Here is a 22,119-nt window from a genome sequence, read left to right as displayed (position 1 = left end):
GACCGTCGGGCAGCACCCACCTCAGGGTGCTGCCCGACGTCGCTCTCCGTCAGAGGCTGCGCAGCACGCTCACCACGCGGCCGAGGATGGTCGACTCGTCGCCCGGGATGGGGGAGTAGGCGGGGTTGTGCGGCATGAGCCACACGTGACCGTCGATGCGCTTGAGCGTCTTGACCGTGGCCTCGCCGTCGATCATGGCGGCGACGATCTCGCCGTTCTCGGCCACGGGCTGACGGCGGACGACGACCCAGTCGCCGTCGCAGATGGCGGCGTCGATCATGGAGTCGCCGGCAACCTTGAGCAGGAACAGGTCGCCGTCGCCGACCAGCTGGCGGGGCAGCGGGAACACGTCCTCGACCACCTGCTCGGCGAGGATCGGTCCGCCGGCCGCGATCCGACCGACCACCGGCACGTAGGACGGCGCGGGCAGGCGCTCGCCGTCGCCCTGGTCGGGGAAGCTCGAGCGGCTGCCGTCGGGGGCAGTCCAGGTGCCGACGCCGCGCGAGTCGTCCGCGTGCACGACCTCGATGGCCCGGGGGCGGTGGGGATCGCGGCGGAGGTAGCCCTTGCGCTCGAGGGCCATGAGCTGGTGCTTGACGCTCGACGGGCTGGTGAGGCCGACGGCCTCCCCGATCTCGCGCATGCTCGGCGGGTAGCCCCGGGACTCGACCGACGACCGGATGGTGTCCAGCACGAGCCGCTGGCGCGCCGTCAGGCCGTCGGGTCCGGGCGCCCCGTCCGGGAGCGTGTGGATCGTCGCCAGGTCCTGCTCGGGCTGGGACGTGTCCCGTGAGTCCGTCACTGCGCTCCTCCTCCGTCCGGCGGCCGCCTCGCAGCACGCTCAGCCTTCTCCGCCTCGTCCAGCTCACGGCCCGGGGTCCTGACCTGCGGCGACGGGGTGCTCCCGGCGTGCGTGTCAGTGCCTCGTGGTCCGCTTGTGCTGCACCGCCAGCCTAGGGATGTCGCGACCGAAGATCAAACATCTGTTCGATCGTGTCGCTCGACAGTGTGGGCGGATGCTGGTAGACATCGTACAGACGTTCGACGAACAGGCGTTCGACGATCGGATGGGATTGTTCAGGCGGTACCCCGGCAGGCCGGGCCGAGCAGGAACGAGAGACGTGATGAGCGCGATGGTGATGGGACCGGCGATGCCGAACCTGGTGCTGGCACGGGCGAACGTCCGCGCGGCGGGCACGCGTCTCGCGACCGTCCGGGCGCCGCAGCAGCCCGCTCGGTCGGCGGCCCACCTCCGGCTGACCGCACGCGGCCGTGCCGTGCTGTGGGTCCTGGCCGCAGCCGTCGCCGCGGTCGTCACCCTGTTCGCGAGCCAGGCCTCCGCGGACGGTCCGGTCGGCGCGCAGGAGGTGGAGCGGCACGTCGTGCAGTCCGGGGAGACGCTCTGGCAGATCGCGGAGTCCGTCGCCGCCCCGTCCCAGGACGTCCGGGACGTGGTCCTCGACCTGGTGCGCCTCAACGAGCTGCCGGACGCCGGGCTGATGGCGGGACAGGTCATCGTCGTCCCGGTCGACTGAGCGACGTCGGCGCACTGCGCGCCTGGTGGTGGAGGGGAAGGCCGCCGCCGGCGCAGACGCTCGCCGGGCGGACGCGGCGGTGCCGCGATCGGGCCCCGGGCGTCCCCGCGAGGGCGGTCATCGGCAGATGACCGCCCTCGCGCATCCCCGCCTTCGGCCGCGTCGGCACTACGCTCGCGGCGTGCCCGGCAGCGACCTTGCGACGCCGGGACGCGTGGCCTAGCGTCACGCAGGCGTTCACGACGCGCGTCACGGCAGTCGCCCGACGGCCGCGCGTCAGCTCGAAGGGGATCACGGTGCACTGTCCGTTCTGCCGCCACCCGGACTCGCGGGTCGTCGACTCGCGGACGTCGGACGACGGGTCGACCATCCGGCGCCGTCGGCAGTGCCCCCACTGCAACCGCAGGTTCACCACGGTGGAGACCGCCAGCCTCTCGGTCGTCAAGCGCTCGGGAGCCACCGAGCCGTTCAGCCGCGAGAAGATCGCCGGCGGCGTCCGCAAGGCGTGCCAGGGCCGTCCGGTGAGCGAGGACGACCTCGCGCTGCTGGCGCAGAAGGTCGAGGAGACCCTGCGCGGCGCCGGTTCGGCGGAGATCGACGCGTACGAGATCGGGCTCGCGATCCTCGGTCCGCTGCGCGAGCTCGACGAGGTCGCCTACCTGCGGTTCGCGAGCGTCTACCAGGCGTTCGACTCCCTGGAGGACTTCGAGGCGGCGATCACCGTGCTGCGTGCGGAGCACGAGCCCGACGAGCAGGCGGGCCTCGATGAGCCTGCCGCACCGTCGGGCGACGACGTCCGCACCAGCTGAGCGGCACGCCGCCGGCTGCCGCCGCGTCTGTCGGTGACACCACGTAGGTTCGTCGGGTGCAGCCCTGCGATCTCGAGCTCCTCCATGTCCCCGGCGCCCCGGCGGTCCTCCCGGACGGCTCGCGTGCCGTCGTCGCGGTCGTGCGACCCGACCTGACCGTCGACGAGTACGTCGGACACCTGTGGTCCGTCGACCTGGACGGCGACGCCCCGCCGCGTCCGCTCACCCGCGGGCACCGGGACACGTCGCCGGACGTGAGCCCGGACGGCCGGTGGGTCGCGTTCCTGCGGGCCGAGCCCGAGGGCAAGCCGCAGGTGCACGTGGTCGAGGCGACGGGTGGTGAGCCGATCCGGTTGACCGACGCGCCCCTGGGCGCCTCGGAGCCGCGGTTCTCCCCGGACGGCACCCGGATCGCGTACCTCGCCCGGGTGCCGGAGGAGGGTCGCTACGCGGCCGACGGCAAGCCGGGCTCCGAGGACCCGCGGCACATCACCGAGCTGAAGTACCGCTCCGACGGGATCGGCTTCTTCCGTGACCGGCCGCAGCACGCCTTCGTCGTCGACGTGCCGACCGACGGAGAGCGGCCGGCGACCGTGAGCGACCCGGTGGCCCTGACCTCGGGGGACGTCGGCGTGGCCGGCCTGCGGTGGCTGCCGTCGGGCGAGGCGCTCGTCGCCGTGTCGTCCCGGCACGCGTCGCGGGAGACGGACCTGCGCAGCGACGTGGTGCGCATCGACGCCTCGCCGGACGGGGACCCGACTGCACCCGTGCCGCTCACGGACGCCGACACGGGGAGCGCCCTGGGTGTCGACGCCGTCCTGCCCTCCGCGGACGGCACCGCCCTGTGGCTGCTGGCCAGCGACCTCGGTCCGACGGGCCGGGACTTCGTCGCCGCGCAGGTGGGCCTCTTCCGCCTGCCTCTGGACGGTGACCGTGCCGGCGGAGCGCCCGTACGGCTCACGGACCCCGAGAGCGACCAGCTCGGCGGTGTCCTCGCGGAGCTCGACGGCGATGCGCTCGTGGTGGTCGAGCGCCGCGGTGCCGCGCACCTGGTCCGGGTCGGATCGGACGGCACGCACACCACGCTGGTCGGGGGCACGCACGTGGTGGCGGGTGCCGCGGTCGCGGCAGGAACCGGACGCGTCGTGGTCACCGCCGGCGCGCCGGAGTCGTCGGGCGAGGTCCTCCTGGTCGACGCGACCTCCGGTGCGATCGAGGCGCGCACGGACCTCGGAGCGCCGCTGCGCGCGACCGGTCGCACCCGGGTGCCGGCCGAGCTGGTGGCCACCGCGCCCGACGGCTACGTGGTGCACGGCTGGGTGGTGACGCCCGACGAGGGCCGGTACGGCGCCGGGCCGCACCCGACGATCCTGATGATCCACGGCGGCCCGTTCGCCCAGTACACGCACGCCCTGTTCGACGAGGTGCAGGTGCTGGCGGAGGCCGGCTACGCCGTCGTGCTCGGCAACCCCCGGGGGTCGTCGGGATACGGGCGGGAGCACGGGCTCGCCATCCGGAACCGATTCGGGACGGTGGACACCGAGGACGTGCTCGCCCTGCTGGGCGCCGCTCTGGAGGACCCCACGCTGGACGCCGAGCGCGTGGGCGTCATGGGCGGGTCCTACGGCGGCTACCTCACGGCCTGGCTGACCACGCGCACGGACCGGTTCGTGGCGGCCGTCGTCGAGCGCGGGTTCCTGGACCCGGTCAGCTTCGTCGGGTCCAGCGACATCGGCTGGTTCTTCGGCCTGGAGTACCTGGGGGACGGGGCCGACGAGCACGGTGCCGCGGCGCTGGCCGCGCAGGCGCCGATGGCGCACGTCGACAGGGTCCGCACGCCGACCCTGGTCATCCACTCGGAGCAGGACTGGCGGTGCCCGGTCGAGCAGGGCCAGCGCTGGTTCGTCGAACTGAAGCGGCGGGGCGTCGAGGCGGAGCTGCTGCTCTTCCCCGGCGAGGGGCACGAGCTCACGCGGTCGGGCAACCCGCGCCACCGGCAGGTGCGGTTCGAGCACGTGCTGCGCTGGTGGGCGATGCACCTGCCCGTCACGGGCTGAGCGTCAGCGGTCGCTCGACCGCACGCCCCACAGGTTGATGCCCGCGTCGACCGCGTGCGGCTCGATGGCGGCGAGCTCGTCCGCGGTGAGCGCGGGCAGGGCAACCGCCGCGAGGTTCTCGTCCAGCTGCTCGGTGGTGCGGGCACCCACGAGCACCGACGAGACGCGCGGGTCGCGCAGCACCCACGCGAGCGCCAGCTGGGGCAGCGTCCGGCCGCCCGCACGGGCGATCGCGTCGAGCGCCCGCACGTGGCCGAGCGTCTCCTCGGTGAGCCACTCGGTGCGCAGCGGCCCCCCGCGTGCTGCCCGCGAGTCGTCCGGGACGCCGTGCAGGTAGCGGGTGCTGAGCATCCCCTGCGCGAGCGGGGAGAACGCCACGACCGCCATGCCTGCGTCCTGGGTGACGTCCAGCAGCGAGCGGCCGTCGTCGCCGGGCTGCTCCACCCACCTGTTGAGCAGCGAGTAGGCGGGCTGGTGCACGGCGAGGCACAGCCCGAGCGACCGGGCCACGGCGAGGGCCTCGACGGTCCGGTCCGCCGAGTACGACGAGATCCCGGCGTGCCGCGCCTTGCCCGCCCGGACGGCCCGGTCGAGGGCACCGAGCGTCTCCTCGAGCGGGGTCGTCGGGTCGAACCGGTGGCTGTAGAACACGTCGACGCAGTCCACGCCCAGGCGGCGCAGCGACTCGTCCAGGGACGCCCGCAGGTACTTCGCCGAGCCGTGCTCGCCGTACGGCCCGGGCCAGGCGCGGTACCCCGCCTTCGTCGTCACCAGCAGCTCGTCGCGGCGTCCTCGCAGGTCACGGGCCAGCAGCCGGCCGACGGACTCCTCGGCGGCGAACGGCGGCGGGCCGTAGTTGTTCGCGAGGTCCAGGTGCACGACGCCCCGGTCCACGGCGTGCAGGACGAGGCGGCGCTGGTCGTCGTACGGCGTCGTCGCGCCGAAGTTCTGCCACAGGCCGAGGGAGACGACGGGCCAGGACAGGCCACCCGCACGTCGATGGGGGAGCGGCGGGGCATCGGGCACCCCTGTGACGCTACCCGCCGCAAGAAAGTGGCGCCGCGCGCCTGAGTCGGCAAGGCTGTGCACGTCGCGGGCGCAGACGTCCGTCGGCACACAGCATCGAAGGAGACGGCCATGGCCAAGGACGACGACACGGCGACCACGGAGGCGTCGGTGAGCGACGACACCAAGGCGAAGTTCCGCGAGGCGCTCGAGCGCAAGAAGTCGAACCAGCACCGGACGTCCGACGGCTCGACCAACACGGGGCAGGTGCACGGCTCGGAGACCGCGGGTCCGTCGCAGCGCCGCTTCCAGCGCAAGTCCGGATCGGCGTAGCACCGCGCGAAGAAGGGGCCCGACCACCAGGTGGTCGGGCCCCTTCTCTGCGAGATCAGGACAGCAGGCGCAGCCGGACCGACTCGGGCCGCGACTCCAGCGCCTCGAGCACGGCGGGGTCCACCCGGGCGCCGGCGTCGGTCACCACGTAACCGAGCTCCCCACGGGTGGCCAGCAGCTGGCCCTCGATGTTCACGCCGTGCTCGGCCAGCGTCGCGTTGACCGCCGCCAGCACGCCCGGGACGTTGCGGTGCAGGTACGCGAGGCGGTGCACGCCCGGCTGCTGCTCGAGCGCGAGGTTGGGCAGGTTGACGCTCAGCGTGGTGGATCCCGTGGCCAGGTAGTCGCGCACCTTGTTGGACACGAACTGGCCGATGGCCTCCTGCGCCTCCTCGGTGGAACCGCCCGTGTGCGGCGTGAGGATGACGTTGGGCAGGCCGCGCAGCTCCGACTCGAACGGGTCGCCGTTCCGCTTGGGCTCCACGGGGAACACGTCCACCGCGGCACCCGCGACGTGACCGGACACGATGGCGTCGCGCAGCGAGGCGTAGTCGACGACGAACCCGCGGGAGAGGTTGAGGAACACCGCGCCGGGACGCATCTGGGCGAACTGCTTGGCGCCGAACAGGCCGGCGTTGCCGCTGCGACCGTCCACGTGCAGAGTCACGATGTCCGCGGCCTCGAGCAGCTCGTCCAGCGTGTGCATCCGGCGGGCGTTGCCCAGCGCGAGCTTCTCGGCGGTGTCGTAGAACACGACCGACATGCCGAGGTTCTCCGCCAGCACGGACAGCTGCGTGCCGATGTTGCCGTAGCCGATGATGCCGAGGGTGCGGCCGCGGATCTCGTGCGCGCCCGTGGCCGACTTGTTCCAGATGCCGTCGTGCATGGCACGGTCGAGCTCGGTCTGCCGGCGGGTCAGCGAGATGATGTCCGCGATCGCGATCTCCACCACCGAGCGCGTGTTGGAGAACGGCGCGTTGAAGGTCGCGACGCCGCGCGAGGCGGCCTCGGCGACGTCGATCTGGTTGGTCCCGATGCAGTAGGCGCCGATCGCGACCAGGGACGGCGACTGCGCGAGCACCTCCGCCGTCACGTGCGTCTTGGAGCGGATACCCAGCAGGTGGACGCCGTCGAGCGCCTCGACCAGCTCGGCCTCGTCGAGCGCACCCGTGCGGGTGGTCACGTCGAAGCCGGCCGTCTCGAGGATCGAGCGAGCCTGGGGGTGGAGGTTCTCGAGCAGCAGGGCCTTCAGCACGCCCCTATGGTGCGCCTCGCAGCCGCCGGGGCCCACAGCGGTCCGGCCCTCGGACACGCGTGAGACGGCCGGTCAGCCGTCGGCGAGCCAGCCGCGGGGCAGCGGGCGGTCGTGCAGCACGTGCAGGGCGCGGGTGGGCCGGGTCATCGCGACGTACAGGTCGCCCGCGCTGGCCTCGATGACCTCCGCGGGCTCGACCAGCACGACGACGTCGAACTCCAGCCCCTTCGCCTCCCGCGGACTGAGCACGACGAGCGGAGCGTCGAGGTCCGCGGCGCTGGTGCCGGTCCCGAGGGCCGGCCGCAAGCCCGCCGCGCGCAGGGCGTCGCCGATCGCGGTGAGCCGTCCGTCGACGGCGATCACGGCGATCCGCCCGGCACCCGAGGAGTCCGTCACCTCGGCGACGAGCTTCTCGGTCCGCTCGGCCACGGCGGCCACGACGTCGGACGTCCGCTCGACGACGAGGGAGTCGTCCACGTCGCGGGCAGAGGTCAGCGGGCTCACCGGCAGGCGCGCGGCGACGGCCACGCGCCTGGCGGTGTCGGCCACCTCGGCCGGGGTCCGGTAGTTCACCGTCAGCTCGTTCAGGCGCCACGACGAGCGGAGCACGGGGTCGAGCTGCGCGGCCCAGCTGTGCGCGCCGGCTGTCGCGGTGGTCTGCGCGACGTCGCCGACGATCGTGAGCGACCTGGTCGGGACCCGGCGCAGCAGGGACCGCCACGCCATCGCCGAGAGCTCCTGCGCCTCGTCGACGACCACGTGACCGTACGTCCACGACCGGTCGGCGGCGGCGCGCTCGGCGGTGGTGAGCGTCGGACCGGTCGTCGCGAACCTGTCCGCCAGCATCTCCGCGGAGACCATGCCGCTGCTCCCCGTGGACTCCAGCACCTGACGGGCGTAGGCGAGCTCGGAGGTGCGGCGGTCCGCGGCGGCACGCGCTTCGGCGCGGGCGGCCTGGTCGTCCTCGCCGAGCAGCTCCGCGGCCTCGTCCAGGATCGGGATGTCGGCCGCTGTCCAGGGGGCGTCGGCGTCGCGCAGGAGCATCGCGCGCTCCCGTGCGGACAGCTGCGGGGCGGCGGAGGCGAGGCGGTGCGGTTTCGACCAGAGGTCCGCGACCAGCTTCTGCGGCGTGATCGGCATCCAGGCCAGGTTCAGCGCGATCCGGATCTCGCGGGTGGTCCGCAGCTCCTCGACGATCTCGCCGCGCTCGTCGGACGGCACCTCCTGCCCCAGCTGGAGCACGTACTGCTCGGCGAGCCGGCCGAGCATGTCCCGCACGAACGAGACCCGGGCCTGGTTGTGCGGCTTGTGGTTGCGCCGTGCCCGGGACATCGCCGAGGCGATGTCGCCCGGCCGGACGACCAGGTCGTGGCCGTCGACGCGGACGTGCACCGGCTGCGCGGGGACCCGCTCGCGGTCGCGCACCGCCCGGGCGACCACCTGGGCCCACAGCGCGCGGCCCTTCAGCTCGGCGACCGCCTCGGGCTCGGTCGCCGTGGCCTGGATGCCGGGGTACAGCTCCGCGACCGTCGTGGTGACCACCCCGGTCTCGCCGAGGGACGGGAGCACCTGGTCGATGTAGCGCAGGAACGTGCGGCTGGGGCCGACGAGCAGGACGCCGGAACGCTCGAGCATGCGCCGGTGGGCGTACAGCAGGTAGGCGGCGCGGTGCAGCGCGACGGCGGTCTTGCCGGTGCCGGGACCGCCCTGCACCACGAGCGCGCCACCGAGCTCGGAGCGGATGATCGCGTCCTGCTCGCCCTGGATGGTGGCGACGATGTCCCCCATCCGGCCGGTGCGACCCGCGGCCAGGCCGGCGAGCAGCGCGCCCTCGCCGGACAGCCCGCTCAGCCGGGGGTCGGAGTCGCCGGTCAGGCGGTCGAGGTCGAGGACCTCGTCCTCCACGCTGGTCACGGCGCGCCCGCGCGTGACCACGTGCCGTCGGCGCACGACTCCGTCGGGGTGCGCGGCCGTGGCCCGGTAGAACGCCTGCGCGGCCGGTGCGCGCCAGTCGGTGAGCAGCTGGGTCTGCTCGGTGTCCGTGAGGCCGAGCCGGCCGATGTAGCGGAGGGTGTCGTCGTCCAGGTCGAGCCGCCCGAACACGAGGCGCTCCTCGACGGCCTCCAGCTGCGCGATGCGGTCCTCGTAGAGCGTCGCGAACGCGTCGCGCTCGCTGCGGTTCTGCGGCGAGCCCGAGGGGCCCTCTCGGCGGACGTCGGCCAGTCGTGCCCGCATCTGCGCGCGCAGGTCGTCGAGCCGGCCGTACAGCTGGTCGACGACACGCTGCTCGTCCGCCAGCTCGTTGTCCATGCCTGCCACCTGGGCGATCTCCGTTCCGCCGGGGTGCTCCCGGCCGTGCGTACGTGCCGCCCCAGCGAGCGTCGAGGTACGACGCGGGGCACGGAGCGGCCGTCCATTATCCGACGTCCGCAGCCCGGTCGCACACGGCCGACCGGGTGGGAGCCGTCTGGGGCGGGTGAGATGGCGAGCAGCACGGGGACAGGCACCCTACGCTTCGGGTGACCTGTCGAGAACTGGCGGGTGCACAGCTGGGAGGAGATGCCGTTGAGCGACGCACGTACTGCCGCCGCCGACGACACGCGTCGCGCCGCTGCCGTGCGCCCTGCACCGATCCGCCTGCTGCTGGTCGAGGACGACGAGGGCGACGCGATCCTGGTGCGCGAGCACCTGGCGGACGCCGGCCTGGACGTCGCCCTGGCGTGGGTCCGCACCCTGGACGAGGCCATCGACAACCTGCACGTCGACGTCGTGCTCCTGGATCTCGGCCTGCCGGACGCGATGGGCATCGGGGCGCTCGAGCGGCTGCTCGCCGCCGGCGCACCGGCCGTCGTGGTGCTCACCGGCCTGGCCGGCTCCGACATCGGTCTCCAGGCGGTGGCCGCCGGCGCGCAGGACTACCTGGTCAAGGGTGAGGTCGACGGCGAGCTGCTCGGTCGGTCGCTGCGCTACGCGGTCCAGCGGCGCCGGCTCGAGGACACCGACCGCGCGCTGTACCGGAGCCTGGTGCGCGCCGAGGAGGTCAACCGCCTCGAGCGCGCGCTGCTGCCCACACCGTCGGTGGTCGACCAGCGGCTCGAGGTGCGCGTGGGCTACCGCGCCGGGCGTGACGGCGTGCTGGGCGGCGACTTCTACGACGTGGTCGAGCGCCCGGACGGCTCGGTCCTCGCGCTCGTCGGCGACGTCTGCGGGCACGGTCCCGACGAGGCGGCCCTGGGCGCGACGCTGCGGACCGCCTGGCGGACCCTCGTGCTCGCGGAGATCCCGACCGTCGACATCCTCGGCCTGCTCGAGCGCGTGCTGATCTCCGAGCGTGCGCGCCCCGAGATCTTCACGACGGTGTCGATGCTGGACGTCGCCACGGACCGGTCCGCGGTGGACCTGTACCTGGCAGGGCACCCCGTGCCGCTGCTGCTGGGCGCCCCGTCGACCCTCCTTCCGACGCACGGGCGCGGTCGTGCGCTCGGCATCCCGGTCTCCGGAGGCTGGGCTCCGGTCCGCCTCGATCTGGGCCCGTCCTGGCGCATCCTCCTGTACACGGACGGCGTGCTGGAGGCCACGATCGGCGACGGCTCCGACCGCCTCGGCAAGACCGGCCTGCTGCGGGTGGTCGACGGTGCGGTCGCGGCGCAGGGGGACCTGGTCGAGCAGGTGCTGCACGACGTCCGTCAGCTGCACGGCGGCGACCTCGTCGACGATGCCGCGGTCGTCGTGCTCGGGTGGCGTGCGTGAGCGCTGTCTCGACGCCCGTGCGGCGTCCCTCGACGCTGCGCCGACGCCTGCGCACGGCGATCGTCGCGGCCGCCGTCGTGCTCGCCGTCGTCATGCTCGGCACCGTCTTCGTGCTGCTGCGGCTGATCGACCGCCAGGACGCCGTGACCCAGCGCTACTTCACGGCGATCACCCAGGCGGACGGTGCGTTCATCCAGCTGGTCGACGCGGAGACGGCCGTACGCGGGTTCGCGCTCACGGGCGACCCGGTCACGCTCGAGCCGTACGAGCGGGCCTCCGCCGACGACCTCTCGTTCCGCACGCTCGCCGAGCAAGAGACGCAGAGCGGGGACGCGCGGCTGGTCGCCGCCGCGCAGGCTGCCGCGGACGCGGGCCGGCGCTGGAACGAGGAGTTCGCCCTCCCGGTGATGGAGGAGGTCCGCACCAACGGGGTCGGGTCCGTCACCACGGACGAGATCGAGCAGGGCCGGGTGCTCTTCGACGACGCGCGGGCCGCCGCTGAGACCTACATCGACCTGCTGCGCGACCGGCGTGCCGACGCCGTCGACGAGCTGGCCTTCTGGACGCTGGTGGGTGCCGGGACCGTGACGGTGCTCGTCCTGGCGGCGGTGGCCCTGGGCATCGCGCTGTGGGTGACGCTCCGGCGCTGGATCCTCGAGCCGCTGGACTCGCTGGCCGCCGACGCCCGCGCAGTCTCGTCGGGCGACCTGACGCACCCCGTCGCCGGCGTGGGCCCGGGGGAGATCGCCGCGCTGGCGGGGGACGTCGAGCGCATGCGCGTCGCGCTGGTGGACCAGGTCCAGGTGCTCGAGTCGTCCCGGTCCGAGATCGCGCTGGCGCACGAGCTGCTCACCGAGCAGGCCGAGGAGCTCCGGCGCTCCAACCGCGACCTGGAGCAGTTCGCCTACGTGGCCTCGCACGACCTCCAGGAGCCGCTGCGCAAGATCGCGAGCTTCACCCAGCTCCTGCAGAAGCGCTACGGCGGGCAGATGGACGAGCGCGCCGACCAGTACATCGCGTTCGCGGTCGACGGCGCCAAGCGCATGCAGCAGCTCATCCAGGACCTGCTGGGCTTCTCCCGCGTCGGGCGCGTCGGGGGAGAGGTCACCGACGTGGACCTGGCTTCCGCGCTCGCGGCCGGGGTCGACAACCTCAGCGAGGCGATCGCGGAGTCGGGCGCGCAGGTGACGCACGACGAGCTGCCCGTCGTCCGCGGTGAGGAGCCGCTGCTGGTCCAGCTGTTCCAGAACCTGGTCGGCAACGCGATCAAGTTCCGCGACCCGTCCCGGTCTCCCACCGTCCACGTCAGCGCGCGCCGCGTGGGAGAATCCTGGGAGCTCGAATGTCGGGACAACGGCATCGGCATCGACCCGCAGTACGCGGAACGGGTGTTCGTCATCTTCCAGCGACTGCACGCCAAGGACGTCTACGAGGGCACCGGGATCGGTCTCTCGTTGTGCAAGAAGATCGTCGAGTTCCACGGCGGTCGCATCTGGATCGAGCAGCCGGACGGCGAGGGGACCAGCATCCGCTGGACGCTGCCCGCTGCCGACGACCTGAGCAGCTGAAGGAGACAACCGCGTGCCGAACAGCACCAAGATCATCGACGTCCTCCTGGTCGAGGACGACCCGGGCGACGTGCTCATGACCCGCGAGGCGTTCGAGGACAACAAGCTCCGCAACCGCCTCTCGGTGGTCTCCGACGGCGTCAGCGCGCTCCAGTTCCTGCGCAAGGAGGGCGAGCACGCCGACGCCCCGACGCCCGATCTCGTCCTGCTCGACCTCAACCTGCCGAAGATGGACGGCCGTGAGGTCCTCCAGGCCCTCAAGGCCGACGCCAACCTGCGGTCCATCCCGGTCGTCGTGCTCACCACCTCGGAGGCGGAGGAGGACGTGGTCCGCAGCTACTCGCTGCACGCCAACGCCTACGTCACCAAGCCGGTGGACTTCGACCGGTTCATCGAGGTGGTGCGTCAGATCGACGAGTTCTTCGTCGAGGTCGTGCGGCTGCCCGGTCGCTGAGCCGGACGGGGCCGCCCGGGAAGAACTCGCGGCGGGTGGGCGTTGTCCCCGGTAACCCGGACGGAAGTGAGCGCACCCCCATGCTGAACCCGAGCGAGATCTACGACGTCGACCCCGAGGTCGCCGCCCAGGTCGAGGCGCGGTCGGTGAACGGAGCCGGCCCCGTGCTCGTGCACGCCGTGCGCGGGTTCGTCGACGCGGGCAACGCCGGCCAGCTGGCCGCGGAGCACCTGGTCGACGAGCTGACCACCACGCGACTGGCCACCTTCGACGTCGACCAGCTGCTGGACTACCGGTCGCGCAGGCCGGTCATGACCTTCGACCAGACCACGTGGGCGTCCTACGCGGACCCCGAGCTGGTGGTCGACCTGGTGCAGGACGCAGCGGGCGTCCCGTTCCTGCTCCTGCACGGCGTCGAGCCGGACGTCCAGTGGGAGCGGTACGTCGCCGCGGTCCGGCAGATCGTCGAGCGCTTCGACGTGCCGCTGACGGTCGGCCTGCACGGGATCCCGATGGGCATCCCGCACACGCGGCCGCTGTCGGTCACCGCCCACGCGACCCGCCCCGAGCTGGTCGCCGACCACACGTCGTGGTTCGGCACCGTGCAGGTGCCGGCCAGCGCGAGCGCACTGCTGGAGCTCCGCCTCGGCCAGTCCGGCCACGACGCCGTCGGCTTCGCGGTGCACGTCCCGCACTACCTCGCGCAGTCGGCGTTCCCGCAGGCCAGCCAGGCAGGGCTGACCAACGTGGAGCGAGCGACCGGCCTGGACCTTCGGGTGGCGTCGCTGACCGGCGCCGCGGACGAGGCCATGCAGGAGATCGACCGGCAGGTGACCGGGTCCGAGGACGTCGCCGCGGTGGTGCACGCCCTCGAGGAGCAGTACGACTCGTTCACCCGGAACATCGGGCGCACGAGCCTGCTCGCGGGGTCCACAGACCTGCCCACGGCGGACGAGCTGGGGGCGGAGTTCGAGCGGTTCCTGGCCCAGCAGGGCGACGAGAGCGGTCCGGCCTGAGGCGTCGCCTTTACCAGATCGTTGTCAAAGTGGGTGAGCCGACGGAGCGAAAGCATGGCGCCGCCACCAGGCCCGATGTAAAGATGCACACGTTGCAGTGACGTACTCGCTTGACCGGCACGCTCGACCGGTGTCGTCATCCGGGCCTCGGCCCGGGGTCGGTTCCGACCAGCCCCCGTGGCTGGGTCACCCGGTGCAGGACGTGAGGCATTGCGGCACGGCGCAGGCAGAAGGCCAGCGCCGTCACCGGTGGGACAGAAGGAAACGAACATGGCACAGGGTGCTGTCAAGTGGTTCAACGCTGAGAAGGGCTTCGGGTTCATCGCCCAGGACGGCGGCGGTGCCGACGTCTTCGTCCACTACTCCGCGATCGACTCCTCGGGCTACCGCAGCCTCGACGAGGGCCAGCGCGTCGAGTTCGAGATCACGCAGGGCGCCAAGGGCCCCCAGGCCGAGAGCGTCCGCCCGATCTGATCGGACGTGCGAAGGGCCGCATCCCCCGGGGTGCGGCCCTTCGTCATGCCACCGGGTCCGTCAGGGGCGGGGCGCTGCCCACGAACGCGGTGACCTCGGGGCCGTGCAGCAGCCGCGCGGGCGCCGGGAGGCTGCGGACGGCTCGGGCCAGCGGTGCGGACCCCAGCAGCTCCGGGTCGTCGGTCGCGGCGAGGACGACGTTCCCGTAGCCCCGGCCGCGCAGGAGGCCCGGTTCGGCGATCACGGCGACGTCGTCGAACGCGGCGCGCAGGGTCGCCACCTCGGCGCGCGCTCCGGCCAGGGGTGGGCGGTCCGCGCAGTTGACCAGATAGAGGCCCCCGGGGCGGAGCACGCGGGTCACCTGCGCGACCATCTCCTGCGTCCGGACGTGGTCGGGGGTCGTGTCGCCGGCGAAGACGTCGCGGACGATGACGTCCGCCGACGCGTCGGCGAGCCGCCCGAGCTCCGTGCGCGCGTCCCCCGCGCGGATCCGCAGCGCGGGTGCGCGGGGCAGGTCGAACCAGCCGCGGACGAGCTCCGGGAGCACGGTGTCGAGCTCGATCGCGAGCTGCCGTGAACCCGGGCGGGTGACGTCGACCGACCGCGCGAGCGCGCAGCCAGCGGCCCCCAGGTGCACGACGTCGAGCGGGCCGCCGACATCGCCGAAGCGCTCGATCACCGCGGCCATCTGCTGCATGTACTCGAAGACCAGGCGCGTCGGGTCCACCAGGTCCAGGTGCGAGCTGGGCACGCCGTTGACCAGGACGGTCACCCCGTCCGGGTCGTCGAGGTCGCGGACCAGCTCGACCGTCCCCGTGGGGACGGTGACGGGGCCGGTGGGCCAGGGTGCGCGGGCGGCGGAGCGTGTGGGTGGTCGGTGCGAGGCTGGACTGCGTCGGGCGGAGCGGTCGCGGGCGGCCATGGTGCCCAACCTACGGGCCGGGACCGGGCTTGACGGCATCGAACAGGTGTTCGATACTGAGAGGGTCGACGGATCGACGCACGCGGAGGGAGACGGCGATGGACCAGCAGCTCGAGCAGCACGTGACCGGCGAGCCGGGCGCGGGAGCACCGGTGCCCGCCCGCGCGCTCGAGCTCCTTCGCCGGGCCGACGCCGAGCTGCTCGCCGCTCAGTTCTCGTCCGAGCCGTGGGAGCAGCTCTCGCACGCGCACCTCGCCGCCCTGCGCGCCGGAGCCGCCGTGGTCGCCGCCCGGGGCACCCCGTCGGGGCGTCGGGCGCCGCGCACGGTGTGGAGCATGCTCGGCGTGGTCGCTCCCGAGCTGGGGTCGTGGTCCACGTACTTCGCGGAGGCGGCATCGCTGCGCTCGGCCGTGGATGCGGGCCGGTTCGAGCTGGTGGGTCCCGAGCGGGCGGAGGAGGCGGTGTGCGCGGCGGAGGACTTCGTCGACGCCGTGCGGGACCTGGTCCACGGGGGCGTGGACGCGGTCGCCGGTCGCACCCTGCGCATGCGCGTCCCGCAGGCGTCATGAGCGCCGTGGAGGTGCCGCCCGCGGCGGGTGCTCGGCGTGGCCGTAGCTCGTCGGACGACGGGGCCGACGGCCCGGCAGAGCCATGAGCCGCGGACCCCGGTCGGCCGACGCCAGGCGCGACTGGGGGCGCGAGGAGGTCGGCTGCTCGATCCTGCACGTCGACATGGACGCGTTCTTCGCGTCGGTGGAGCTCGCCCGACGGCCGCAGCTGCGCGGCCTGCCGGTGATCGTCGGCGGAGCGACGCGAGGGGTGGTCCTGGCGGCGACCTACGAGGCCAGGGCGTTCGGCGTGCACTCGGCCATGCCCATGGCCACGGCGTTGCGCCAGTGCCCGCAGGCGGTCGTCGTGCCCCCCGACCACCACGCGTACCACGAGGTCTCCACCGGCGTGATGCAGCTGCTCGGGGACATCACCGCTCTGGTCGAGCAGGTCAGCGTCGACGAGGCGTTCCTCGACGTCGCGGGGGCCCGCAGACGGCTGGGACCGCCCACGATCATCGCCCGGCTGATCCGCCGGCAGGTGCAGGAGCAGTTCGGGATCACCTGCTCGGTCGGCATCGGATCCACCAAGTTCGTCGCCAAGCTCGCGTCCGGTCAGGCCAAGCCCGACGGCGTGCTCCTCGTCCCCCGGGCGGCGACGGTCGACTTCCTGCGCGTGCTGCCCGTCGGGGCGCTGTGGGGAGTGGGTGAAAAGACGGAGGCCGCCCTGGCGCGCTTCGGGATCAGGACGGTCGCCGAGCTGGCGGACAGCGACGTGTCCACCGTGCAGCACGCGGTCGGCAAGGTGGCGGGTGCGCACCTGTTCGACCTGTCGTGGGGCCGGGATCCCCGACCGGTCAGTCCCGGCCGCGAGGAACGGTCCTTGGGCGCGGAGGAGACGTTCCTGACCGACGTCGCCGACCTCACGGTGGTGCAGGAGAAGGCCCGCGACCTGGCCGACCGGTGCGCGGTACGGCTGCGCAGGAACGGCCTGGTCACGCGCACGATCACCGTGAAGATCCGCACCTCCGACTTCCGGACGCTGACCCGGTCGCGCACCCTGGTGACCCCGACGGACGTCGGGCGCGAGATGTTCCTGGCCGTGCGGGAGCTGCTCGCGGGCGTCGACCTGGGTGGACTGCCGGTGCGGCTCGTCGGGGTGCGCGTGGAGGGACTGTCCCGCGCCGCCTCCACCATCCGGCAGCCGACCCTCGAGGAGGCCTCCGACGAGCCGGTGCAGGCGCGGCGGGACGCAGAGCTCACCATGGACCGGGTGCGCGAGAGGTTCGGTGGGGCCGCGATCAGGTCCGGCGCTGCCCAGGCTGGGGGAGTATCCTCCCGCTCGACTACCACCTTCGTTCCGGCGGATCTATCCTGAACCGGACGACAGGTCCACATAGCTGACAACGGGGGTCAGGATGCCTCTCTCGGAGTACGAGCAGCGCGTGCTCGAGCAGATGGAACGCCAGTTGACCTCTGACGATCCGCGGCTTGCGAACACGCTGACTCAGCGCGGGCATCGCCCGTTCGGCCGATACGTCATCGCGGGAGTTGGTGCGTCCGTCGGTCTGCTGCTCCTCGTGCTCGGCGCCGCCAACGGACTGCCGTGGCTCGGCGTCATCGGCTTCGTCGTGATGTTCGCCGCCGTCGCGTTCGCCTTCGCCGCACCTCAGCGCTCCGGGCACCGCTCCGGTCCGCGAGGAGTGGTGCAGAGCGACGGCAAGGTGAAGCCGGCAACGCCGCCGGCTCGTCAGAAGAGCAGCCTCATGTCCCGTCTCGAGGAGCGCTGGGAACGGCGCCGCGGCGAGGGCGGTCGCTGAGCAGGCTCTCGACCCCGATCATCAGCTCGTCCACCCACCCGGCCAGGATCTCCGGGTCGACCGACGGCTGCTCGGGCGCGTAGAGATCCTGCTCGACCGTCCGCGCCAGCGACTCGAGCGCGTCGACCGAGGACCCGGACAGCGCCGAGCCTGACGCCGCCTGCAGCTGCTCCTGTACCGACGCGACGACTGTGCGCGGGGTGTCCGCGTCGGTCCACGTGACCCCTCGCGCGCCGAGCCGGCGTCGGGCCCGCAGCCAGGCGCGCTCGGGCGTCAGGTCGGCCCGGAACCGCGTCCGCCGCCGGATGAGGGCGAGGCCGAACGACGCCACGGCGAGCACGATCGCGACGGTGATCGCCACGGGGAGCCACGCCTGCTCGTCGTCCTCGGCGCCGGTCGGCGTCGACGAACCGCCGGGGGCGGACGACGAGGTCGCGCCGGGCAGGGGAACGGGCACCTGGTCGTCGGGGATCGTGTCTGGCGCGGAGATGCCGATGAACGGGTCGCTCCAGCGCGGCGGAGCGCCGGTCTGCTCACCGGGCGTCGGCTCGAACCGCACCCAGCCGGATCCCTCGAAGTACAGCTCCGGCCAGGCGTGCGACTTCTGCCCGGACACGACGTAGCCGCCGTTGCGGTCCGACTCGCCGGGCAGGAAGCCCACCGCGACGCGCGCGGGGATGTCGAGCGAGCGCGCCATCATCGCCATCGAGGTGGCGAACTGCACGCAGTACCCGCGGGTGGACTGGAGGAAGTCCCAGACGGCGTCGTCGGACCGGGAGGGCGCGACGCGCGTGTCGTAGGTGAAGTTGGTCGTCGCCCGGAAGTACGTCTGGAGCGCCATGGCCTGCTCGTACGGCGTGGCCGCGTCCGCGGTGATCTCACGGGCGAGGGCCTCGACGTCCGCCGCGTGGGCGGTCGGCGGGACCTCCAGCGAGGCGCCGTCGTCGTCCGGGTCGCCGACCTCCGCACCGACCAGGTCCTCCTTGGTCAGCGACGGGATCTCGACCTGCATGGCGTACGTCATGCCGTCGAACGTGCCGCGCCTGCCGACGACCTCGTCGCGTTCCGGGTCGTACTCCCAGCCGCCGCGCACGTCGACGGTGCGCGGGAAGGTGCTCACGGGGAGCCGCCGCTCGCGCAGGGCGGCCACCTCGATCCGGACGTCGGCGAGCGTTCCCCGGTCGGCGTCGGGGGATGTGCCGCGGATTGCCGGGTCCGACGACAAGAGCGTCGAGGCGTCCCAGCCGGTGAGCTCGAGCGAGTCGGACCGGTCCCACTCCTGGCCGTCGAACGTGGTGAGGGTGAAGGCGCGCAGGGGCCCGACGCTGTTGGCCGAGACGCTGGTCGCGTCCGACGCGCTCGGCGAGGGTGCGGGGTCCGCCCCGGCGTCCGTCACGACGGGTGCGACGGTGTAGCGCAGGACGACCTGGCCGGACCGGGAGCCCAGGCTCTCGCGCAGGTCGAGGTTGTCGCTGAGCGACATCGGTCCGACGGGACCGGAGCCGAAGCTGGGCATGCTCATGGTCGCCCAGCCCGGGAAGGCCGCGACAGCGGGGCCGGCAACGAGCGTGGCGACGATGAGCCCGACCGAGCAGAGCACCGCCACGGACGTCCGGCGGGCGCGGTCGCTGTGGGCGGTCGGGGGAGCGGCGCTGAGCGCGAGCAGCAGGAGGTAGAAGAACGCCGTCCACGCGATCGCCCAGCCGCTGGCCGGGAAGCCCAGGATGATCGCGGGCACCCAGAGGCCGGCGAACGCGATGCCGGACAGGGCGGGCGCGCCGAGCCCGATGGCCACGAGGTCGGCCAGCAGAAAGACCGAGACCGCGCCGACGACCACGAGAAGCTCGGCGGGACGGACGCCGACCATGGGCACCAGGGAGGCGTTGATGACCGCGACACCCTCGCGCGCGGTGGCCAGCGTCCGGTCCAGCGACCCGGAGTCGGGGAGGACCTGGAGCCGGCCCGGGGGCGCCCCGTACCGGACGAGCACGATGGCGACGGCGACGAGCGTCCCGGCCAGCGTGGGTGCCCACCAGGACCGCGTGACGGCACGGACGCCGATGACGGTCGCGGCGACCACGAGCACGATGAGCCAGGTGGCCACGAGCCAGCCGCCGCGCAGGATCAGGCCGGTCAGTGCGAAGAGGCTCGCGCAGGTGGCGGCCGCGCAGAGTGCCGACCCCAGGGCCGACCGCGGTCCGCGGGGGATGCGGAGCGAGCGCCCGGTCACTGGGCCGACCCCAGCAGACGCAGCCAGCAGTCGACGATCGGCTCCCCGACGGTCACCCGGCACGCTCGCCAGCCGGCCCGGCGCAGGGCCTTGATGGTGTGCTCGGCCTCCGCCTGGTGCGCCGGGGTGTCGGCGCGGACGACGGCCCAGGCCTGGGCGGTGTCGGCGACGTGCGCCAGGGCGGCGCGCGCCGAGGCGCCGAGCGGACCCAGGACGGCCAGCACGATCTCCCCGCCGGCGTCGCTGGTGTGCAGCAGGTGAGCCGCCGACACCAGCTCCGCCTCGCCCTGGGCGGCCGTGCGGGGCGCCTCGAGGTCGATGGTCCGGTCCAGCACCGCGCTCCGCGCGCCCGGGCCGGAGCGGTCGTGCACGAAGGCGAGCGGGTAGGGGCTGGCGTCGTCGCGCAGGCCGCTGACGAGCCTGACCGGGTGGCCCCCGTCGAGCATGGCCAGGGACATCGACGCGGCCAGGGAGATCGACCACTCCAGGCTGGACGCACGCGCGGGCAGGTCGAGCAGCACCGACACGGGTCGCATGCCGGCTCGCTCGTCCGAACGCACCATCAGAGCACCCTTGCGGGCGCTGCTGCTCCAGTGCACGCGCCGCAGGTCGTCGCCCTCGCGGTAGTCGCGCAGCGAGGCGTCGTCGGTCGACGGGCTCCGCGCGCCGAGAGCCACCCGGTCGGGTTCGCCGACCAGCACGTCGCTGGGCGTGGGGAGCGGCACCACTGCCGGCCACACCGACACCTCGGCCTGCTCGCCGAGGGTGGCCGAGGTGCGCACCACCCCGAACGGGTCGCTCCGGGTGACGACGAGCGGGCCCAGCGGCCAGCGTCCGCGCCGGGCGGCCTGCACTGCGTACGTCACGGTCACGCGGCGCGGGGCGCGCGCCACGCGGGCACGCAGGGGGCGCCCGCCGGACAGCTCGGTGGCCGCCTGCTCGGCGAACTTCAGCCCGGCGAGCCGCACGCGCGCCGCGGGGTCGGTGGCAGCGATGACGACCTCGATCTGGGCCTCGTCGCCGGCGTGCACGGGGTTGGGCCTGGCGCGACGCTGCACGGTGAGGCGGTGCTTGCCGCGGCCGGGGTCGAGCGCGCCGACCCCCACGGCTGCCGCGACGACGAGCAGGAGCGCGAGCGTGCCGAACCGCACCAGGTCGACCGCCCCGAGCACGACACCCAGCTGGAGCGCGACGATGCCGGCGCCCGCAAGCGCCCAGCCTCGGGGTGTGGGCCGAAGACGCATCAGCCGATCGCGCGTCGGGAGCGCGCGGTGCCCGCCGTCGAGGGGAGCGGGATGCGGTCGAGGATGTCGGCGACGATGTCGGACGTGCTGCGGCCGGACAGCCGCGACTCGGTGCTCGGCAGCAGCCGGTGCGCGAGGACGGGCACGCCGAGCTGCTGGACGTCGTCGGGCAGCACGTGGTCCCGGCCGTCCATGGCGGCCAGGGACTTGGCGGCCCGCAGCAGCTGGATGGCCGCACGGGGTGAGGCGCCGAGCCGCAGGCCCGGGTCCTCGCGGGTGGCGGTCACGAGGTCCACGACGTACCGCTTGATGCCGGGCGCGGCGTACAGCCGTCGGGTGGTCTCGATGAGCGCCTTCACCTGCGCCGCGTCGGTGACCGGACGCAGGGTGTCCAGCGGGTCCGACGTCTCCTGGAGGTCCAGCATGTCGAGCTCGGACTCGATGCTCGGGTAGCCGACCGTGAGCCGGGCCATGAACCGGTCGCGCTGCGCCTCGGGCAGCGGGTAGGTGCCCTCCATCTCGACGGGGTTCTGGGTGGCGACGACGAGGAACGGTCGGGGCAGGGGGTAGGTGCGGCCGTCGACCGTCGCCTGGGCCTCCTGCATGCACTCCAGCAGCGCGGACTGCGTCTTGGGCGAGGCGCGGTTGATCTCGTCGCCGATGACGACGTGCGCGAAGACGGGACCGGGCCGGAACTCGAACTCGTGGGTCTGCGACCGGTAGATGTTGACGCCGGTGAGGTCCGACGGCAGCAGGTCCGGCGTGAACTGGATCCGGCCGACGGTGCAGTCGATGGTCTTGGCCAGCGCCTTGGCGAGCGTCGTCTTGCCGACCCCCGGGACGTCCTCGAGCAGCAGGTGCCCCTCGGCGAGAAGCACGGCGACCGTGACGCGCACCAGCTCCGGGCGGCCGGTGACGACCCCCTCCACGGCGGTGCGCATCCTCGTGGTGATGTCGACGACGTCCTCGAGCTCACTCGTGGACGGGACGGCCTGCAGCATGACGCCTCCTTTGGCGGATCTGGGTCCGAGCCTAAAGGTCGGCCGCCCTCAGTTCATCGCCCATCGGACCCCCACTTCTCTCCACCACCCACCTGGTG

General features: G+C 73.3%; 20 protein-coding genes. 12 read left to right on the top strand and 8 right to left on the bottom strand.

The genetic code is table 11. The features are described 5' to 3' along the window. Positions 1 to 49 precede the first annotated feature (49 nt). Positions 50 to 802, bottom strand: a complete 753-nt coding sequence (gene lexA / locus HP550_RS09315) for a transcriptional repressor LexA (protein ID WP_175347412.1) — start codon at positions 800 to 802, stop codon at positions 50 to 52. Between the two features lie 322 nt (positions 803 to 1,124). On the opposite strand from lexA, the gene HP550_RS09310 reads away from it, so the two are divergent. From HP550_RS09310 to HP550_RS09300, 3 genes are all read left to right on the top strand, one after another. Then, positions 1,125 to 1,535 (top strand): LysM peptidoglycan-binding domain-containing protein, encoded by a 411-nt coding sequence (locus HP550_RS09310; protein WP_175347411.1) that lies wholly within the window; start codon positions 1,125 to 1,127, stop codon positions 1,533 to 1,535. 296 nt (positions 1,536 to 1,831) lie between these two features. Beyond that, positions 1,832 to 2,344, top strand: a complete 513-nt coding sequence (nrdR, locus tag HP550_RS09305; protein ID WP_175347410.1) for a transcriptional regulator NrdR — start codon at positions 1,832 to 1,834, stop codon at positions 2,342 to 2,344. 56 nt (positions 2,345 to 2,400) lie between these two features. Then, positions 2,401 to 4,401 carry an alpha/beta fold hydrolase gene (locus tag HP550_RS09300; RefSeq protein ID WP_175347409.1) on the top strand — a complete coding sequence of 667 codons (2,001 nt, stop codon included), beginning with the start codon at positions 2,401 to 2,403 and terminating at the stop codon, positions 4,399 to 4,401. Positions 4,402 to 4,404: 3 nt separating this feature from the next. Here HP550_RS09300 and HP550_RS09295 read toward each other — a convergent pair whose 3' ends face one another. Beyond that, positions 4,405 to 5,427, bottom strand: a complete 1,023-nt coding sequence (locus HP550_RS09295; RefSeq protein ID WP_175347408.1) for an aldo/keto reductase — start codon at positions 5,425 to 5,427, stop codon at positions 4,405 to 4,407. 111 nt (positions 5,428 to 5,538) lie between these two features. Here HP550_RS09295 and HP550_RS09290 point away from each other — a divergent pair, with 111 nt between their 5' ends. Then, on the top strand, positions 5,539 to 5,739 hold the full coding sequence (locus HP550_RS09290; protein WP_175347407.1) for a DUF5302 domain-containing protein: 201 nt from the start codon (positions 5,539 to 5,541) through the stop codon (positions 5,737 to 5,739). 55 nt (positions 5,740 to 5,794) lie between these two features. Here HP550_RS09290 and serA read toward each other — a convergent pair whose 3' ends face one another. Both serA and HP550_RS09280 read right to left on the bottom strand, forming a co-directional pair. Next, a complete protein-coding gene (gene serA, locus HP550_RS09285; protein ID WP_175347406.1) occupies positions 5,795 to 6,994 on the bottom strand; it encodes a phosphoglycerate dehydrogenase in 1,200 nt (399 codons plus the stop codon). A gap of 72 nt (positions 6,995 to 7,066) precedes the next feature. Then, positions 7,067 to 9,304 carry a HelD family protein gene (locus HP550_RS09280; RefSeq protein WP_210767865.1) on the bottom strand — a complete coding sequence of 746 codons (2,238 nt, stop codon included), beginning with the start codon at positions 9,302 to 9,304 and terminating at the stop codon, positions 7,067 to 7,069. Positions 9,305 to 9,553: 249 nt separating this feature from the next. On the opposite strand from HP550_RS09280, the gene HP550_RS09275 reads away from it, so the two are divergent. The 5 genes from HP550_RS09275 to HP550_RS09255 all read left to right on the top strand — a co-directional run bounded on the left by HP550_RS09275 (position 9,554) and on the right by HP550_RS09255 (position 14,256). Then, positions 9,554 to 10,744, top strand: coding sequence for a PP2C family protein-serine/threonine phosphatase (locus HP550_RS09275; protein WP_175347524.1), 1,191 nt, complete (start codon positions 9,554 to 9,556; stop codon positions 10,742 to 10,744). Then, positions 10,741 to 12,312 carry a sensor histidine kinase gene (locus HP550_RS09270; RefSeq protein ID WP_343048082.1) on the top strand — a complete coding sequence of 524 codons (1,572 nt, stop codon included), beginning with the start codon at positions 10,741 to 10,743 and terminating at the stop codon, positions 12,310 to 12,312. The genes HP550_RS09275 and HP550_RS09270 overlap by 4 nt, the downstream gene beginning before the upstream one ends. 76 nt (positions 12,313 to 12,388) lie before the next feature. Then, entirely contained in the window at positions 12,389 to 12,766 is a 378-nt protein-coding gene (locus HP550_RS09265) for a response regulator (RefSeq protein WP_246280735.1), read from the top strand. A gap of 80 nt (positions 12,767 to 12,846) precedes the next feature. Further along, positions 12,847 to 13,782, top strand: a complete 936-nt coding sequence (locus HP550_RS09260) for a PAC2 family protein (protein WP_175347403.1) — start codon at positions 12,847 to 12,849, stop codon at positions 13,780 to 13,782. A 270-nt stretch (positions 13,783 to 14,052) separates the two neighbouring features. Further along, entirely contained in the window at positions 14,053 to 14,256 is a 204-nt protein-coding gene (locus HP550_RS09255) for a cold-shock protein (protein WP_055921997.1), read from the top strand. Between the two features lie 43 nt (positions 14,257 to 14,299). On the opposite strand, the gene HP550_RS09250 is transcribed toward HP550_RS09255, so the two are convergent. Continuing rightward, positions 14,300 to 15,178 (bottom strand): spermidine synthase, encoded by an 879-nt coding sequence (locus tag HP550_RS09250; RefSeq protein WP_175347402.1) that lies wholly within the window; start codon positions 15,176 to 15,178, stop codon positions 14,300 to 14,302. Positions 15,179 to 15,276: 98 nt separating this feature from the next. Here HP550_RS09250 and HP550_RS09245 point away from each other — a divergent pair, with 98 nt between their 5' ends. From HP550_RS09245 to HP550_RS09235, 3 genes are all read left to right on the top strand, one after another. Beyond that, on the top strand, positions 15,277 to 15,747 hold the full coding sequence (locus tag HP550_RS09245; protein ID WP_175347401.1) for an SAV_6107 family HEPN domain-containing protein: 471 nt from the start codon (positions 15,277 to 15,279) through the stop codon (positions 15,745 to 15,747). Positions 15,748 to 15,829: 82 nt separating this feature from the next. Beyond that, on the top strand, positions 15,830 to 17,104 hold the full coding sequence (gene dinB, locus HP550_RS09240; protein WP_175347400.1) for a DNA polymerase IV: 1,275 nt from the start codon (positions 15,830 to 15,832) through the stop codon (positions 17,102 to 17,104). Between the two features lie 40 nt (positions 17,105 to 17,144). Then, positions 17,145 to 17,546 (top strand): DUF3040 domain-containing protein, encoded by a 402-nt coding sequence (locus HP550_RS09235; protein ID WP_175347399.1) that lies wholly within the window; start codon positions 17,145 to 17,147, stop codon positions 17,544 to 17,546. Here HP550_RS09235 and HP550_RS09230 read toward each other — a convergent pair. Genes HP550_RS09230 through HP550_RS09220 form a run of 3 tightly spaced genes read right to left on the bottom strand, consistent with a single transcriptional unit; the run spans position 17,491 to position 22,021 of the window. Next, positions 17,491 to 19,776 (bottom strand): transglutaminaseTgpA domain-containing protein, encoded by a 2,286-nt coding sequence (locus HP550_RS09230; RefSeq protein ID WP_175347398.1) that lies wholly within the window; start codon positions 19,774 to 19,776, stop codon positions 17,491 to 17,493. The genes HP550_RS09235 and HP550_RS09230 overlap by 56 nt on opposite strands. Beyond that, positions 19,773 to 21,020, bottom strand: coding sequence for a DUF58 domain-containing protein (locus HP550_RS09225; protein ID WP_175347397.1), 1,248 nt, complete (start codon positions 21,018 to 21,020; stop codon positions 19,773 to 19,775). Before HP550_RS09225 ends, HP550_RS09230 begins: the two co-directional genes overlap by 4 nt. Further along, the gene (locus tag HP550_RS09220; protein WP_175347396.1) at positions 21,020 to 22,021 is read right to left on the bottom strand and encodes an AAA family ATPase; all 1,002 of its coding nucleotides are present in this window, start codon (positions 22,019 to 22,021) and stop codon (positions 21,020 to 21,022) included. Before HP550_RS09220 ends, HP550_RS09225 begins: the two co-directional genes overlap by 1 nt. Positions 22,022 to 22,119: the final 98 nt, after the last annotated feature.

It is taken from the genome of Cellulomonas humilata (genome assembly GCF_013359775.1).
GTDB classification, from domain to species: Bacteria; Actinomycetota; Actinomycetes; order Actinomycetales; family Cellulomonadaceae; genus Cellulomonas; species Cellulomonas humilata.
Note: the sequence above shows the minus strand (reverse complement) of the source record. Positions and strands in the feature narration are given on the sequence as shown.